This window comes from Occallatibacter savannae, from assembly GCF_003131205.1.
Taxonomy (GTDB): Bacteria; Acidobacteriota; Terriglobia; order Terriglobales; family Acidobacteriaceae; genus Telmatobacter; species Telmatobacter savannae.
This window is the reverse complement of record NZ_QFFY01000005.1, coordinates 1-15,068: the sequence shown is the minus strand read 5'-3', so window position 1 is coordinate 15,068 and position 15,068 is coordinate 1. Positions and strand designations below refer to the sequence as shown.

Sequence of the window (15,068 nt, the reverse complement as noted above, 5' to 3'; positions counted from 1 at the left end):
GGAATCGGTTCTCGCAAGATCGCTGAGGATGAGAGTCGAGTCTTGCTGGGCTATGGCCTCAGTATCACTCCTGCCAGATTTGACCAAACGGCGGTATCCGCCAGCGTTGAAGCAACGACCGTCGCGAAGAGCAGCGCGGCGAAGCTCAAGGCAAATTCGCGTTCAAGTTTGCGGGTAAGCGCCCAATGCAGCAGCAGCAGAACGGCCCCAATACCGACGACTGGCCCGAAGATTCCCATCCAGTGGTGCTCTCCGAAAATCGAACTCACCAGGGGTATCCGTCCGGTGGCACCACTGATAAGACTCAGGCTAGCCATGAGCATCATCGGACGGTGAACCCGTGGTCTCTTGCGGTTCAGCACCCCGATGAACACGAATGCGACATAGAGTGCGATCTCCGCATACATGACCAGCAGGAAACGCGGCCCAGGCCAGTCGAAGACAACCTGCTGTGGCACGAGACGTACCGAGTGAGTGGCGACAATCGGTCCCGTCACTGCGATTGCTGTAGCGATAACGAGCACGCTCCAGCCGAGTTTCTGATGGATGCGACGATTTTTCGTCGCAATCAAGAGCGACTGCAGAAAGAACAACAAGAACCAGGCAAAGATGGCCGTGCTATGCGCTACCACGATGACGAGCATCGTGGGGTCGATGGGAGAGCCGTCGAAGTGTTTGCCTCCGAAGATGTAGTGCTGAAAACCTACGACCGTCAGGACCAGGAAGATGGCGCCAGCAGAGGTATAGAGAAGGCGGTCGGCTTTCATCCGCGTTTTCCTTCCAATTTCTGTGAGGTGGGGGGTCGACCGCAGTCTAGTTCAATCGCCTGCAATGGATCAAACGGAACATCGCGCCTGTGCCCGCTTGCGAATGGCGGTAAAATGCCGTCTTGACCGCCGTTGCAGCGTTTGATCTGTCGGGTCTCCGGCCCCTCCAAGAGGGCGATCACTCGCCTGGGGCAACTGCCAACTTTCCACCCTTCTTCCCCAAAATGCACAGCCGCTCTGGACGGACGGCGCTATGATGTTGGCCTCGGAGAACCGCCATGTCTCAATACGCTTATCATTGCGCCGACTGCAACAAGGAATTTACCCAGCAACACCACATCTCCGACGTCGAGAAAGCCGAGATCAAGTGCCCCAACTGCGGCGGCAAGAATGTGCACCAACTTGTATCTGCATTCTCCGCCGTTACCTCAAAGAAGAGCTAACGGACTCCTCCGGAGCCCCACGAAGCATTCCGCGCAAACAAAACGGCGCGACCGAAGCCGCGCCGCAAGGGAGAATACTTCGGTCTTCTACTGACCGTTTCCAGATGCCTGTTCGTTCTTGTTGTAATCGACACGAACCGTCAGGATCTCGTACGGGTGTATGGGCGCCTTCACCACATCGCCTGAAACCGTGAGAGCGTTGCCCCCCGGCTTCTCCTGCATGTTGGTGACCGTAGCGCTTGCAGCACCCGGCGGAACATGGAACTCCACCGTCGATTCCTTCCCCGCCCACTCGTAGACCCGGAAAATCAACCCATTTGCGTCTTCGGCCTTCTTCACCGCCGTCAGCACCACGTTCTCAGGCGTGACGGAAACAAACGAGTGCGTCGCCGGCAGAGATCCGGCATGAGCCGTCGTTACCTCACCCGAAAGCGGGTAGTTGTACTCATATCCATGCCGTACTGTCATGGCGTCTTTCCAAGTTCCGGCGTGCGGATAAATTGCGTAATCGAAGTTCTGCTGTCCCATGTCAGCGTCGGGATCAGGCCACTTGGGCGACCGCAGCAGCGTAAGCCGCAGCATGTTGCCCACCGCATCGTATCCATACTTTGTGTTGTTGATGACGGAGAGGCCATGCTTGCCGTCCCCAAGATCGGCCCATCGCATGGCGGGAACCTCAAACTGCGCCTTCTCCCAGGAGTTATTACGCGTGGTCGGCCGGTCGATCGAGCCATAAGGAATCTCGTAGGTCGCAAACGGCCCCGACGCAGCCACAGGGAACGCAGCCTTCAGCAGAATGTGCGATTCCTGCCAGTCAAACCGGTTGCGAACATTGACCTCATCGCCTTCCGCCGACAAGCCAATCGTCTGCTCGAACTTCGACTTGCCGTAGTGGCTCGTGATCTTGATGCTGGGCTCTGCCGTTTTCAGCAACGCGACCGAATCCGCCTTCTCAATCGTCTCTGGTTTTGCATCCAGCGTGCCCGGATCGATATTCCACGCATCGTAATCCTTCGGCGTGTCCTTGAAGAACTGCAGCTGATTGCCGCAGGCACCCGAAGCCAGGGTTTCAAAGTTGGTCTTCTTGTCGAACAGGCTCGTGATGCATCCGGTCTGCTTGCTCACTGCAACGCGCAGCTTCGCGTTCTCCAGCGTGATCGTGTCGCCCGAGTCCTTTGCGATGACGGCCTTCTCGGCCGGCTCAGCGGTGCCCTTGCCGCTCCCGAGCCACACCACCTTGTAGCCCATCGCGGGCACATTCAGCACGTGCAGCTTCACATCTGCAAAGCCAGTGTTCTGCTCAGGCTTCACCTCGACCACCTGCGCACCGCTTGCCGTCACACCGGCTTTGGCCTGCAGATGAACCGTGACTTCTCCTGAGCGCTGCCACCCGAGTGGATTAAAGACCACCACCGGTGTTCCCTGCCCTGCCGTGTTCACACGCTCGCTGACGGTCGCCAGTGCATGCCGCGAGATCTCGTTGGTCGAGAACTTCACGACGTCGTAGTCCTTCTGCGCGTCCTTGTAGATGATGCCGATCCCCGACCCTGCCGCAAGATCGTGGAATTGGTTGAAGAGCACCTTCTTCCAATCCTCGGTCAGCTCGTCTCCCGGATATTGCCGCCCATCTAGCCAAGCCAGCGAAGCCCACTTCTCCGCATCCAGAACCTGCACCTCGGAGTCGCGCATGTTCTTCTTATGCGTTGCCTGGGTAGTCATCACACCGCGGTGGTACTCAAAATACAGTTCGCTCTTCCATGTCGGAATTGCGACCTTACCCTCCACAGCTGCCGGAGGCGTATAGCCCTTTGCGATTGACTGGTAGTCCCACTCCTTACTCTCGGGCGCGACCTCCTTCTCCACTTTCGAGAAATAGGGCTGCGCGAGACCGAATTCGATCTTCGGCATCACCTTTGCCGGAGTGGACGGGGTAGCCCAGTGGAAACCTTCATCAAGAATCGCGCGTGTAGGACCGCCGCCGTGATCGCCGATGCCGTAGAGGTCCATCAGGTCGCTCAGGCCAGTCGCACGTTCGCGGGCTTGCACCGTGTCATGCGCAAGACGCAGCGGGCTGAGGTTGCCGTTCGCATAATCGTGCGGGAAGTACGTCAGCACCTTCGAGCCATCGGGCGACTCCCACCAGAAGAGCTTAAACGGAAGCTGATTCGTATCGTTCCATGTCATCTTCTGCGTGACGAAGTAATCGACACCGCTCTTTTTGTAGATCTGCGGAAGCTGCCAAGTATATCCAAATGAATCCGGATTCCAGCCGATCCGAACATCAACGCCGTAGTTCTTCTGGTACCAGCGCTTGCCCACCAGCAACTGCCGCACCAGAGACTCCCCATCCGGCATATTCAGATCCGGTTCAACCCACATACCCCCGACGACTTCCCAGCGCCCTTCCTTGATGCGCTTCTTGATCTCGTCGTTCATGTCGGGATACTTCTCTTGCATCCACTCGTTGTAGGCGGCCGCGCTCTGCGTATAGGTGTACTGCGGATATTCGTACATCAACTGCAGCGCCGTTCCGAACGTCCGCTTCACCACATCGACAGTCTCGGTCCATGGCCACAGCCACGCTGCATCGATGTGTGAGTTGCCGGTAAGGTGCCACGTCATCGTCTGCATCAGCGGAAGCAGCGCTTCCAGCTTCTGATGTGCAGCCTTGAGGCTCGCGTCAAACTTCGCCTGATCATGCGCATCCAGCGCCTTCTGATCCACTGTCGAGATTGCGCCATTCAGAGTTGACATCTGCTGCGTATCACCCGCCGGAGCGAGCGATGGAACCATGACGGCAGCAGCCAGGAATTCTTCGCGAAGATCCTCGGGATTCGGCCGGTTCTCCGGGAAGTCGATCTTCAGCGTTGCGCCGCCAATGTTCTTCTTATCCACCGTGTGCAGAAGCTTCACCGCTACCGTGACCTTTTCGCCGGGTTTAGCGCTGTCGAAAAGCACGACGGGCTCGAGGTCATCTCCGAGGGCAACGCGCCGGCCATTGAAGTAAAGAATCTCCGGCATCGGTCCGTTCGCGTAAGCATGAAACTCAAACCAGATCCGCGCCCCGGTCAGATCGTAGCCCTGGAGCGTCTCGGGAACCGTGTACGTCTGCCGAAACCACACCGCATCGTTGGGAGCCTCGCCCGGGACCTTTTGATCCTGCCAGCTTGATTCGTCGACGTCCGTTGCCTCGCCATGCGCCACATCGCCGGAGTGCGTCTTCCACGTTCCGTCGGGAAGTTCGCGCATCAGCGTCAGACGCGTAATCACGCTTCGCGACTCAGGCGGAAGGTTGTGGGCAACGCGGTCGATCTCCGCCGCCACTTTCTTCGCTTCCACCTCTGTTTGCGCGGAAACTTGACGGTTCGGCAGAAGTGCGGCTCCAAGCAGTGCAACGCAAGCAGAGGAAAACAAAAAGGCGTGTCCGTTTCATGGCGAATCGCTCCCCGAAGAATCTTACGGTATCCGACCGCAGAAATGGTAACGATTCCACTCCACTGCCCGCAAGCCCTATTTACCCGGAGAAGCCTCGCTCTGCTCCAGATATTCCACGTAGCCCAGCAGCGCCCCCCAGTGATAAAACCGGTCGCTCGACGACACGTCGTCTCCGGTCCCGCTGATCGCGTTGTAGTTCTCGTGCACGTGCCCCTTCTCGCGCCACTCCTTCACAAAGAGCGAGTAAGACCTCTCCGCAAACTCCTTCCGCACGGCCGCAACGTCGTACTTCAGCAGTCCCAGATAGACCAGATAATTCATCGGGCCCCAGATGCGGCCGCGCCAGTACTCCTGATCCTTGAACGCTGCATCGTCGCGCTCGATCGACGGAATCACGTACTCACCCCAGAACTCGTCAGGATTCGTGAGGTGCTTCTCGATCATCGTCTTCGCCTGGTCCGGAGTCGCAGCCTTCGCCAGCAGCGGATAGAAATTCGTCGGCGATAGCCGTGGGCTCTTCTCCCCCGTGTGCAAATTCAGATTGAGAAAGATGCCGCTCTTTTCATCCCACAACATCTGCAACTTCGCCCGATACTCCTCCGCACGCTCCCGAAGCTCCTTCGCCTCCGCTTGCTTGCCCAGCGCACTCGCAATCTCCGCCAGCGCCTTGCAGTCAGCGATATACAGGCTCGTCATGCCCACATCCGCGTATTCCAGCAGATGCGTCTGCTTGTTGTAGAAGGTCCCGTCATACATCGGACTGTTATCCAGCCCCGACTCGTACACCGCGCCCTGCCACGTCCCATTCGACGCATCATCCACGTTGACCGGCTCATTCTGCGGATCGCTTCCGAGCACGATAAAGCCCTGCATCTGCCGGTGCTCATTCCACCACCGGTTCCAGCTCAGCAGCGGCGCGAACGCATCCTCGATGAACCACCGTTCATGAAACTTCCTGTAGAGCCCCAGCACCGTGATCGCCCCCACCGGCGGCTCCGAGCGATCCGTACTCTTCCAGTTCCCAGCCCGCGCATAGTTCGGCACAAAGCCCTGCGGAGTCTCCTCGCGCAGCGTCTCCAGCGCATTCGCATACGCCAGGTCCTTGTCCCCGATCGAAGCCATCGTCGCCGCGAAGAACGTGTCCCAATCAAACAGCACGTACCCGCCCCATCCCACTGACCAGACCCGCGACACCGGCGAAATCACCCGCCCCTTCTCCGGCTCATAGATCGTGTCCCACCCCAGCGTCGTCTCAATCGCATCGAGAATCGGCCCTTTGGCGCCCGCTGCGAGAATCGACCTCTTGTAAGCCTTCCGTTGTCGCTCTATCACGATTCGGATTTCCTCGATTGTCAGCGGCTTTTTCGACTCGACGTCCATTCCTAGATGACGCGTACTCACGCCGACCGAGCGCGCCAGATCTGCGGCGAAGTACGGAGATGGGACCGGAACAGCAATTGGCCTGAATGGGCTCGCATTGTCGCAGGTGCAATGGAATTCGATCGCAGCATCATCACCGGTCGTCACTACAATTCCATGGCCGCCGAATCCGGCTGAACCCGCGTGCCGGTTCCAGATCGACGCAACGCTAAACACCACCGTGGGCAGCAACCCGTTCTTGTTTCCTAGCAGAGTCACCAGCATCACCAGATCATCGCCATCATGCGCGCTCTCTACCCGCCACTTGTGCCCCTTCCACTCGTAGTCAGCCCTTGTATACGATCCATCCCACGCGTGCGGCCCCGGCGTCACCTTCTCTGCACCCTTATCCAGCCTCCCGATCAGTGCATCCCCCAGCCATGCATCCCCATTCAGTGAAGAGTTATGCTTCATCCCCACATGAATCGCCAGCCCCTCCGGCAGCAGCACCTGGGTCGCCACGCTGTGCACATCCCATGTGTTCCATCCGCGCGCTAGCCGCGACTGTGCCTCGCGATACTCAGGAGAGATTGGCTGTGTTTGCGCACAAAGAAAAGTAGGAACCGCAACAAGGAACAACAGACCGCGCAAAAGCATCGGGTTCGGACTCCTCAAAATGAAGGCGAATCATAGCAGGCGCGGCGACGATGCGTTTCGCGATCAGGAGATGTGCGTCGCTCACCAGGTTTGCGTCGCTACAAAACATCCCATCCAAACAAACACCGATTTCGATGACGTCGAAACTCCGAAGAGCGACGGACCGCTTTCTGTCTGCCCATGATAGAACGCCCTTAGGCTCTGAAATCGGCTCCTTATGCGGAGGCAGGATGCGCAAGTTTATCTGGATTTCTCTGCTTATCAACATCTTCGTTCTGATACCTGTCTGCTTCGGACTGATCTCGAACGCATCCTGGGCGCAGCAGGCCTACGGCCAGGCTTCTCCGGCCAGAGGAATCCTGCTCTCGATCTACATGGCGATCTGCGCGGTATCCGTGTTCCTGCTGTTCCGACCTGACCCATTGCTGGTTGCGCCGCTGCTGCTGGTGCAGGTGGTCTACAAGGTGACCACGCCGTTCACCGTGGGCACGATCTCCAATCCGGTCGTCATCAGCAATCTGGTCATCGCTGCCGTGCACACAGTCACTCTGCTGCTTATCCTGCGAACTATCGATTCTCCCGCCCATCTATAATCCTCGACGGCCTCAGCCGCTCGACCGCCTCTTCCGCCGTCCCCACCATTTCCAGCAGTTCCCGATTCTCCGCCTTCAGAAATCCCGCCTCCACCGCTCCATCCAGAAACGACATCAGCCCATCCCAGTAGCGCAACGTATTGATCAGGATGCACGGCTTCGCATGCAGCCGAAGCTGCTTCCACGTCACGATCTCCATCATCTCGTCCAGCGTGCCGTAGCCGCCTGGAAGCATCAGGAACGCGTCCGCTAGCTTCACCATGCGCGCCTTCCGCTCATGCATCGTGGCCACCGTCTCGAGCCTGGTCAGCCCTCGATGCGCGATATCGCTGCCCGACAGAATCTTCGGCAATACGCCGATCACCTCGGCTCCTCCGGCCAGCGCTGCATCCGCCACCGCGCCCATCAACCCCACACTCGCGCCGCCGTATACGAGCCCCAGCCCCGCCTCGGCGATCGCCGCGCCAAGCCTCTTCGCCTCGGCGAGAAAAGCATCATCGTTGCCATTCGCCGATCCGCAGTAAACGGCCACTCGTTTCACTGTCATCGTGAAGTCAGGATACCGCTCGCGCATCGGTGAAGATCGCCTGGCCTGATGGCGGCGACGATCGGGACATGCACTTCGCGGCGACTACGCCCTACTGCCCGGCAGCGATCTGCCGCTCGGGAACTGCGGGTGGGTGGCCGAAGTTGTTGGTCCACTCGCTCCACGCATCGAACTGTTTGCGCGAGAGCTGTATCGAGCCCTGCACCCGGTCCGGACCAAACTCCACACCTGCCATCCGCGGTGGCCGCGAAATGCCGGTTCGTTCCCGAGCAAACACCTCTGCAAACGATATAGCTTTCTGCGCAAAGAATTCCGCGCCTCGATTCTCATTGGCGTGCAGCGCAAAGTGCACCCGGATTTTCCCGCCAAAACGCACCCCGACCATCACTACGTTTGCACCGGCCAGGACTCTGGCCCATGGATCAGACGCTCGCGACGCGACGTATTGTGTGGGAGCCTTCGCCAGCGAGCTCAGCACATTCCACGAACTCACATCAACCGGTAACTGTGTCAGACGTTCCCGCAACACAGCATCGACATCCGCGTGTTGTGCGTAGCGGTTCATCGCGGCGATCACGCTCGGCGGTGTTCCGAATAGCGCAATCGAATCGTCGAGAATCACCAGCCAGCGCGTCCCCTTCATGATCCCACGCTCGCGCGTGAATGGCTCGAGCAGGACCACCGTGTGCCCCTGATACTGCGTCTCCTTCGCACCGCGACCCCGCAGAGACCGAAAGATGGCCTCTCGATCGAACTTTCCCGCCACGAGCAGCAGGTGTTCCGTCAGTTCGCCGCCCTGCGCAGACGACGCAACCTCGATCACCTCCTGATACGAACATCGAAGATCCACGCCTGCAATCGACTGCCAGTCGGCCAGGTCCAGCCGGTTGTTGCGCGTGGTGAGCAACAGTTGGCCGTGATGATGTTCATCCTTGTAGTTCTCGAATCCGGCAACAATCTGGGCGCCAGGCGGCACAAGCCACAGCAGCTTACTGTTGGATGGAGAGGCGAAGCAGGGCAGCAGCGCAAAAGAAAAGAAAACCAGTCGGAACCAGACAGCGTGAGAACGAGAGCCCATGACGCACTCCCCCTGCACCGGGGTGTTCGCTCAGGGGTCTCGTGGGCTACATCTGGCGCAAGGTCAACGGATAGCTGAACTACATGCCGCAGAGTAGCTCCGGTATGTAGAGCGGGCTATGTCAAGGGTCACAGCACTGTGTTCATCGAGCACATCTGTTTTGGACCGGCGTGGCTCTTGGCCCTCTCGCTTGCGCCAGAGATGGAGAGTGCCGGCGCCGCGGCCCGCGCACGAGGGTCTCCGAAAAGGTAAACTAGACAAGGAATCTTTCCCTCCGGACGCCTCACTTTGTCGCAGTCGCTCATCGAAAAACTCAATCCAGAACAGCGCGCAGCCGTTGAGACGACGGAAGGCCCCCTGCTGATCCTCGCCGGTGCCGGCTCGGGCAAAACGCGCGTCATCACAAGCCGCATCGCGTGGCTCATCCAGGAGAAGGGCGTCGCACCGGATTCCATTCTCGCGGTTACGTTTACAAATAAAGCCGCTGCTGAAATGGCCGAACGCGTCGAAAAGCACCTCGGTCACTCCTCGCTCAGCAAGCCTCTCCTCGCCACCTTCCACTCGCTTTGCGTGCGCATGCTTCGCCGCGACATCGAAGCCCTACGCGTCAACAACCAGGGCCTGACCAGATCCTTCGCCATCTTCGACGAAACCGACCAGCAGAACATCGTCAAGCAGGTCATGCGCCGCATGGGCCTCGACACCAAGCAGCTCACGCCCCGCACCGTTCTCAGCCGCATCTCCTGGGCCAAAAACCACATGGTCGACCCGCAGGAGTATTACCTCGGCTCCAAGGATCCGGACAGCGAGCGCATCGCTCACATCTATAAGAGCTACAAAGACGAGCTCCGCAAGAACAACGCGATGGACTTCGATGACCTGCTTCTCGAAGCCGTCCGCCTGCTCAAGGTTTCCGCGCCTACCCGGGAGTACTACCAGCGCAAATACCGATATGTTCTCGTCGACGAATACCAGGACACCAACCGCCCCCAGTACGAGTTAATGAAACTCCTCGCAGGCGAGCACAAGAACGTCTGCGCCGTCGGCGACGAAGACCAGAGCATCTACTCCTGGCGCGGCGCTGACATCCGCAACATCCTCGAGTTCGAGCATGACTTTCCGAACGCCAAGATCGTCCGGCTCGAGCAAAACTACCGCTCTACGCAAGTCATCCTCGAAGCCGCCGGCGCTGTCGTCTCCAATAATCTCCGCCGCAAGGGTAAAAAACTCTGGACCGACCGCCAGGGCGGATCGCTGATCGGCTACTACGAAGCACCCGACGGCGAGAACGAAGCCCTCTTCATCGCCGACCGCATTCAGAAGTTCCTCCGCGAGTCCACAGAATCGGGTGACGAAGCACAGTGCGCAGTACTCTACCGCACCAACTCGCAGTCCCGTCTGGTTGAAGAAGCCCTGCGCCGCTATGGCGTCAGCTACTCCATGGTTGGCGGATTCAGCTTTTACGAGCGCGCCGAAATCAAAGACCTCCTCAGCTACCTCCGCCTCGTTCGCAATCCGCACGACTCAATGGCGCTCAACCGAGTCATCAACACGCCCGCGCGCGGCATCGGCGCCACCACTCTTGCCACCCTCGAACGGCTCGCCCTCGAAACGGGCCAGTCGACCTGGGACGCGATGAAAGCCGCCATCGAGCAGAATCTGATCTCCAGCCGCGCAGGCATGGCGCTCAGCTCGTTTCGCCAGCTCATCCTCGATGCCCAGGCCATGATGGATCCCGATTTCGCCGGCAAGCTCTCAGCCGACATCGGCTCCGAAGATGCGGATACCGACTTCAGCTTCGGCGCAGCCGAGCCCAGCACCGAAGAGAAGCAGGAAGTGGCCGACGCGCTCGATGCAGCCGCGGAGTTCAGCTTCGGCAACAACGAAGGCCAGATTCCGCTGCTCGACCCAAGTCACTTTTCGCCTTTCGCCGAAAAGCCCGTCAAGCCATTCTTGAAAATGCCGAAAGAAAGTCCGTCCGCAGCAGCATCGACACGGACACCCCAGATATCGCCTTTCTCGAAAGATCGCGCAAATCGGTTAGAGCGGACCTCAAGCTTCTCCAGCACGCGGGGCACCTCGGCATCGCAGGAACTGGGCGGCAGAGAATTCTCAGACATCGATGGCCCGCCTTCTGACAATGAGAATCCGTTCCGCAAACCAGGCGACCCCGCCACCCTTCCTGAACTCATTCGCTTCATCATCGACCGCTACGGCTACATCAAGGCGCTTGAGTCCGAAGCATCCCCCGAGTCCTTCAGCCGCATTGAAAACTTGAAAGAACTCGCCAACGCCGCCCATGACGCCGAAGTACGCGGCGAAACACTCGCCGACTTTCTCGATCACGCAGCCCTCGCTTCTGACACAGACCAGTTCGATCCCAACGCCCGTGTCACGCTCATGACCCTGCACGCAGCCAAGGGGCTTGAGTTCCCGCTGGTCTTCCTCGCCGGCCTCGAAGAAGGCCTCTTCCCTCACTCGCGCACCCTCAACAATCCCGAGGAACTCGAAGAAGAGCGGCGTCTCTGCTACGTCGGCATGACACGCGCCATGAACACGCTCATCCTCACCCGCGCCCACTACCGCCGCCGCTACGGCAACGATGCGCCCGAGCAAAGCGTGCCTTCGCGCTTCCTCGAAGAAGTGCCCAGCCAGCTTGTCGAAAATCTCGGCGGCCGCTCTCCCGCCTGGTCAGTTCCCTCCTTTGGCAACGCCCGCGGCTATGGCGCAAACCGCCGCCAAGGCCAGTACAACGAGTTCGAAAGCCGACACTTTAACTACGAAGACGAAAACCAGGACTCATCGCGCTTCTCGTATAGTCAGGCTTCAAAGGCCAAGCCGTCCCAGACATCAGAAGAGGGCGGATCAATCGACAACATCGCCCGCTTCTTCGGCGGCCGCGGCGTAAAGCCCGGCTCCTTCGCTCGTCCGTCGCGCCCTAAGATGGACATCCCCGAAGCCTCCGGCGCAGCGGGTCTGAAGAAAGGCCAGCGCGTGCGCCACAGCAAATACGGCGAAGGCACTGTGGTCATGCGCGAAGGCGAAGGCGATGAAGCCAAGCTCACCGTACTCTTCCCGCAACACGGCATGAAAAAGCTGATGGAGAAATTCGCCAACCTTCAAAAGGTATAGCGCGATCCGATCTGGGGTTCAGGTCAGCAGTACAATCATCGCTGTTCAGCTTAGTCTCCGGTGATTGCGAATGAAGCTCTGCCAGACCTTTGTTGCGGCCGCTTTGATGGTCCCGACTGTTTCGGTTCTTGCCGCTACTCCACAGACCGCACACTTCACAAGCGGTGAACGCCAGATCGCGTACGACGTCTACGGATCGCAATCCTCCGGCCCGCTCATCATTATGCTCCACGGAGTGGGCGGACCCGACGCACCTCTCTACCGGCAACTCGCCGATGACTTGTCAACAAAGAACAACTACACCGTCCTCTTCCTTCACTACTTCGACGCAACCGACACCTTTCGCGCCTCGCCGCAAAATCATGCGGCGTGGGAGAAAGTCGTAGCGGACCTCGTCGACGAATGCAGAAGAAGCCCTCAGTGGTCGAATCGCAAAATCGGAATCCTCGGCTTCTCCCTCGGTGCCTCGGTAGCGCTCGCCGCCGGATCGCAGATGTTGCCCGTTAGCGCCGTCGCCGAGTGGTATGGAAGCCTTCCGGATGCATTTTTCTATCAGATCAAGGGCATGCCTCCGCTGCTCATCCTGCACGGGCAACACGATGACAACATCCCCGTCTCCAATGCACAGCAACTCGTCCAGCTATGTCGGATGAAGAACTTCACATGCGAGAGCCACATCTATCCCAACCAGGGCCACGGCTTTTTGCCGCCTGACTTCGACGACGCTGTGAAGCGGACACTGGACTTCTTCTCGCGGAATCTCAAATAAGCGGAATCTCCGCATGGCAGGCGGCTCGAGCCTCTCTGCCCGGCGGCATATCCGTTCTGCGCCAAAGACATTGTTACCGAGCGGGATCCCGTAGACGATCAGAGCAGAAGTCAGCACGTCTTCCCCCGAGGTCGCCGATGACAACAACTTCTGTTGCGATGCCCGTGTCGCAGCAACCACTCATGCTTCCAATCTTGGTTGGTGGCTTCATCGCCGGCCTGCTCGACATGACTTCAGCCTACGTGACATTCGGCCGCTACATGCCGATCGGAATCGCCGGCGGCCTCGTCGGTCCGGCTGCACGTCACATCTCCCCCGGGCTGTACATACTCGGACTTGCCATCCACTACCTGATCGCATTCTCCGCAGCAGCCGCCTACTGCCTCGCGAGCAAAAAGCTCACGTTCCTGCGTGAACACTTCCTGGTCTGCGGTCTGGTCTTCGGAATCGTGTTCTTCTTGTTCATGAACCTGGTCGTTCTCCCGCTCAGCGCCTATCACGCCATGGGTCCATACACCTATCGAGGCCTGGTACAGGTCCTGGTCGCGCACATGTTCCTCATCGGCCTTCCCATCTCGACGAGTTTGCGCATGTTTTCACGCTGAGAGCCGCACTTCGCGACAAACGCCCTACTCCAATTTCCTACTCCAGTCCGATGACCAGAGCGTCTCGCCGCTGCTCCTCCGTCAGGTGCGTCTCAAGTCTCTTCGCCTGCTCCTCCCCACGCAGCACACGAAAGACGCCATCCGCAATCGACCGCAACTCATCTTCGCCGGGGTACACGGTCACCGGCGCGATCCAATCGATGTACTTGCGAAGCTTGCCGATCAGCCTCTCGGAGTGAGCCATGCCGCCCGTGAGCAGCACAGCGTCCACGCGACCTTCCAGCACAGCCGCCATCGCTCCGGTCTCTTTCGCCACCTGGTAGATCATGGCTTCGTACACAGCCGCAGCTCTGGCATCTCCGCCATCGATCCGTCTCTCCGCTTCCTGCAGATCGCGGGTGCCCAGGTAAGCAAACAGCCCGCCCTCCCCGAAGACCATCCGGTCGAGCTGCCGTTCCGTGTGTTCGCCGGTCATGCAGAGTTTGATCAGTTCGCGAACCGGCAGAGACCCTGTGCGATCCGGCCCGAACGGACCTTCCTCAGGAGTGTTGTTGTCGATCATCCGACCATCACGATGCGCTGAAACCGTGATCCCGCTTCCCATATGCACGACAATCAACCGCAGGTCGGGATACGCACGCGCAGACTCCCCCGCAAACCGCCTCGCGACTGCCTTGATATTCAGCGCGTGCCCCACGCACCACCGTTCGATCGAAGGGGTGCCTGAGAGCCGCGCGCAGTCCTGCCACTCGTCCACCGTGACCGGATCAACGACGTACGCGTTGACACCGGCGGCCTCCGCAAACCGCAGCGCCAGTACCGCTCCCAGGTTGCTCGCATGTTCGCCTCGCCGCGCTGCCCGCAGCTCCTCGATGATCGCATCGTCAACCAGGTAGGTCCCGCACGCCATAGGCGGAAGAAATCCGCCGCGTCCGCCTACCGCGGCGAACTGTTTTGCATCGTACTCGGCCTCCACCAGAGCCTTCTCGATCACCCCAGCCCGGTACCCCGTCCGCGCCAGCATGGAACAGCCTCGAAAGCGCTCCAGCTCCTCGTCCCCATGGTGAACAGTCGCAACCCACTCCGGCCCATTGCCTGTAAATACACCGAATTTGGTAGATGTCGATCCGGGGTTGATGACAAGGACGCGGTTACTCTCGTGCTCCACGGCTTTCTCCCCACCCATGCTACACTCATTCCAATCCCAGAATTCGATTCAGAAGTACTTGCCTGTTCCGAGTTACCGCTCCACAGCAACACTTCCAATTGCAATTCGGCGGTAAATCAGAAATAGGAGTTTCCCTCTCATGGAACAGGGCACAGTGAAGTGGTTTAACGACGCAAAAGGTTTTGGATTCATCACCCGTCAGAACGGCGAGGACGTATTCGTCCACCACACCGCCATTCAGGCGCAGGGCTTCCGCTCACTGCAGGAAGGCCAGGCCGTTCAGTTCAACGTGGTCAAGGGACCCAAGGGCTGGCAGGCAGAGAACGTTCAGCCTCTCTAATCCAGAGCTGAAAAGTTTCCGAAACACCAAAGGGGCGGCCAATCAGCCGTCCCTCTTGCTTTTGGCCTCTCGAGTGCGAATCGGGCATTCGCCTGACGTCCTGATTTCCTAATCGACGCCTGCCCGAGAGCTACCCTCTCCTACACCTTCCGCCCGCAAATAAGTGTGTCATTCC

The 15,068-nt window shown here is 59.1% G+C and carries 12 protein-coding genes; 6 read left to right on the top strand and 6 right to left on the bottom strand.

What is annotated here, in order from left to right:
- Nucleotides 1–50: 50 nt before the first annotated feature.
- Nucleotides 51–767: a hypothetical protein gene (locus DHV10_RS17930; RefSeq protein WP_109487780.1), complete on the bottom strand. Its 717-nt coding sequence runs from the start codon at nt 765–767 to the stop codon at nt 51–53.
- Nucleotides 768–1,045: 278 nt separating this feature from the next.
- Between DHV10_RS17930 and DHV10_RS17925 the strand changes: the two genes are divergently transcribed.
- Nucleotides 1,046–1,210: an FmdB family zinc ribbon protein gene (locus DHV10_RS17925; RefSeq protein WP_109487779.1), complete on the top strand. Its 165-nt coding sequence runs from the start codon at nt 1,046–1,048 to the stop codon at nt 1,208–1,210.
- 87 nt (nt 1,211–1,297) lie between these two features.
- Here the strand turns inward: DHV10_RS17925 and DHV10_RS17920 are convergent, their stop codons facing one another.
- Nucleotides 1,298–4,549, bottom strand: a complete 3,252-nt coding sequence (locus DHV10_RS17920; protein ID WP_239461897.1) for an alpha-mannosidase — start codon at nt 4,547–4,549, stop codon at nt 1,298–1,300.
- Between the two features lie 171 nt (nt 4,550–4,720).
- On the bottom strand, nt 4,721–6,661 hold the full coding sequence (locus tag DHV10_RS17915) for an MGH1-like glycoside hydrolase domain-containing protein (protein ID WP_109487778.1): 1,941 nt from the start codon (nt 6,659–6,661) through the stop codon (nt 4,721–4,723).
- Nucleotides 6,662–6,891: 230 nt separating this feature from the next.
- Between DHV10_RS17915 and DHV10_RS17910 the strand changes: the two genes are divergently transcribed.
- Complete coding sequence (locus DHV10_RS17910) at nt 6,892–7,254, top strand: hypothetical protein (protein WP_109487777.1); 363 nt, start codon at nt 6,892–6,894, stop codon at nt 7,252–7,254.
- Here DHV10_RS17910 and DHV10_RS17905 read toward each other — a convergent pair.
- Together DHV10_RS17905 and DHV10_RS17900 are read right to left on the bottom strand one after the other, a co-directional pair.
- A complete protein-coding gene (locus DHV10_RS17905) occupies nt 7,229–7,828 on the bottom strand; it encodes an LOG family protein (protein ID WP_239461894.1) in 600 nt (199 codons plus the stop codon). The genes DHV10_RS17910 and DHV10_RS17905 overlap by 26 nt on opposite strands.
- Before the next feature lie 64 nt (nt 7,829–7,892).
- A complete protein-coding gene (locus tag DHV10_RS17900; protein ID WP_109487776.1) occupies nt 7,893–8,879 on the bottom strand; it encodes a hypothetical protein in 987 nt (328 codons plus the stop codon).
- A 288-nt stretch (nt 8,880–9,167) separates the two neighbouring features.
- Between DHV10_RS17900 and DHV10_RS17895 the strand changes: the two genes are divergently transcribed.
- From DHV10_RS17895 to DHV10_RS17885, 3 genes are all read left to right on the top strand, one after another.
- On the top strand, nt 9,168–12,011 hold the full coding sequence (locus DHV10_RS17895; RefSeq protein WP_109487775.1) for an ATP-dependent helicase: 2,844 nt from the start codon (nt 9,168–9,170) through the stop codon (nt 12,009–12,011).
- Between the two features lie 70 nt (nt 12,012–12,081).
- Entirely contained in the window at nt 12,082–12,780 is a 699-nt protein-coding gene (locus tag DHV10_RS17890; protein ID WP_109487774.1) for a dienelactone hydrolase family protein, read from the top strand.
- Nucleotides 12,781–12,962: 182 nt separating this feature from the next.
- The gene (locus DHV10_RS17885) at nt 12,963–13,385 is read left to right on the top strand and encodes a DUF1440 domain-containing protein (protein WP_239461891.1); all 423 of its coding nucleotides are present in this window, start codon (nt 12,963–12,965) and stop codon (nt 13,383–13,385) included.
- 37 nt (nt 13,386–13,422) lie between these two features.
- On the opposite strand, the gene buk is transcribed toward DHV10_RS17885, so the two are convergent.
- Complete coding sequence (buk, locus tag DHV10_RS17880) at nt 13,423–14,571, bottom strand: butyrate kinase (RefSeq protein WP_109487772.1); 1,149 nt, start codon at nt 14,569–14,571, stop codon at nt 13,423–13,425.
- Nucleotides 14,572–14,692: 121 nt separating this feature from the next.
- Here buk and DHV10_RS17875 point away from each other — a divergent pair, with 121 nt between their 5' ends.
- Nucleotides 14,693–14,893, top strand: a complete 201-nt coding sequence (locus DHV10_RS17875) for a cold-shock protein (RefSeq protein WP_109487771.1) — start codon at nt 14,693–14,695, stop codon at nt 14,891–14,893.
- The last annotated feature ends 175 nt before the right edge of the window (nt 14,894–15,068 follow it).

What these genes read in the sequence shown, in the direction of transcription:
- DHV10_RS17910 (WP_109487777.1), top strand. Translation starts at nt 6,892, where the DNA reads ATGCGCAAGTTTATCTGGATTTCTCTGCTTATCAACATCTTCGTTCTG.
- DHV10_RS17900 (WP_109487776.1), bottom strand. Translation starts at nt 8,879, where the DNA reads ATGGGCTCTCGTTCTCACGCTGTCTGGTTCCGACTGGTTTTCTTTTCT.
- DHV10_RS17885 (WP_239461891.1), top strand. Translation starts at nt 12,963, where the DNA reads ATGCTTCCAATCTTGGTTGGTGGCTTCATCGCCGGCCTGCTCGACATG.
- DHV10_RS17915 (WP_109487778.1), bottom strand. Translation starts at nt 6,661, where the DNA reads ATGCTTTTGCGCGGTCTGTTGTTCCTTGTTGCGGTTCCTACTTTTCTT.
- DHV10_RS17925 (WP_109487779.1), top strand. Translation starts at nt 1,046, where the DNA reads ATGTCTCAATACGCTTATCATTGCGCCGACTGCAACAAGGAATTTACC.
- DHV10_RS17930 (WP_109487780.1), bottom strand. Translation starts at nt 767, where the DNA reads ATGAAAGCCGACCGCCTTCTCTATACCTCTGCTGGCGCCATCTTCCTG.
- buk (WP_109487772.1), bottom strand. Translation starts at nt 14,571, where the DNA reads ATGGGTGGGGAGAAAGCCGTGGAGCACGAGAGTAACCGCGTCCTTGTC.
- DHV10_RS17890 (WP_109487774.1), top strand. Translation starts at nt 12,082, where the DNA reads ATGAAGCTCTGCCAGACCTTTGTTGCGGCCGCTTTGATGGTCCCGACT.
- DHV10_RS17905 (WP_239461894.1), bottom strand. Translation starts at nt 7,828, where the DNA reads ATGCGCGAGCGGTATCCTGACTTCACGATGACAGTGAAACGAGTGGCC.
- DHV10_RS17875 (WP_109487771.1), top strand. Translation starts at nt 14,693, where the DNA reads ATGGAACAGGGCACAGTGAAGTGGTTTAACGACGCAAAAGGTTTTGGA.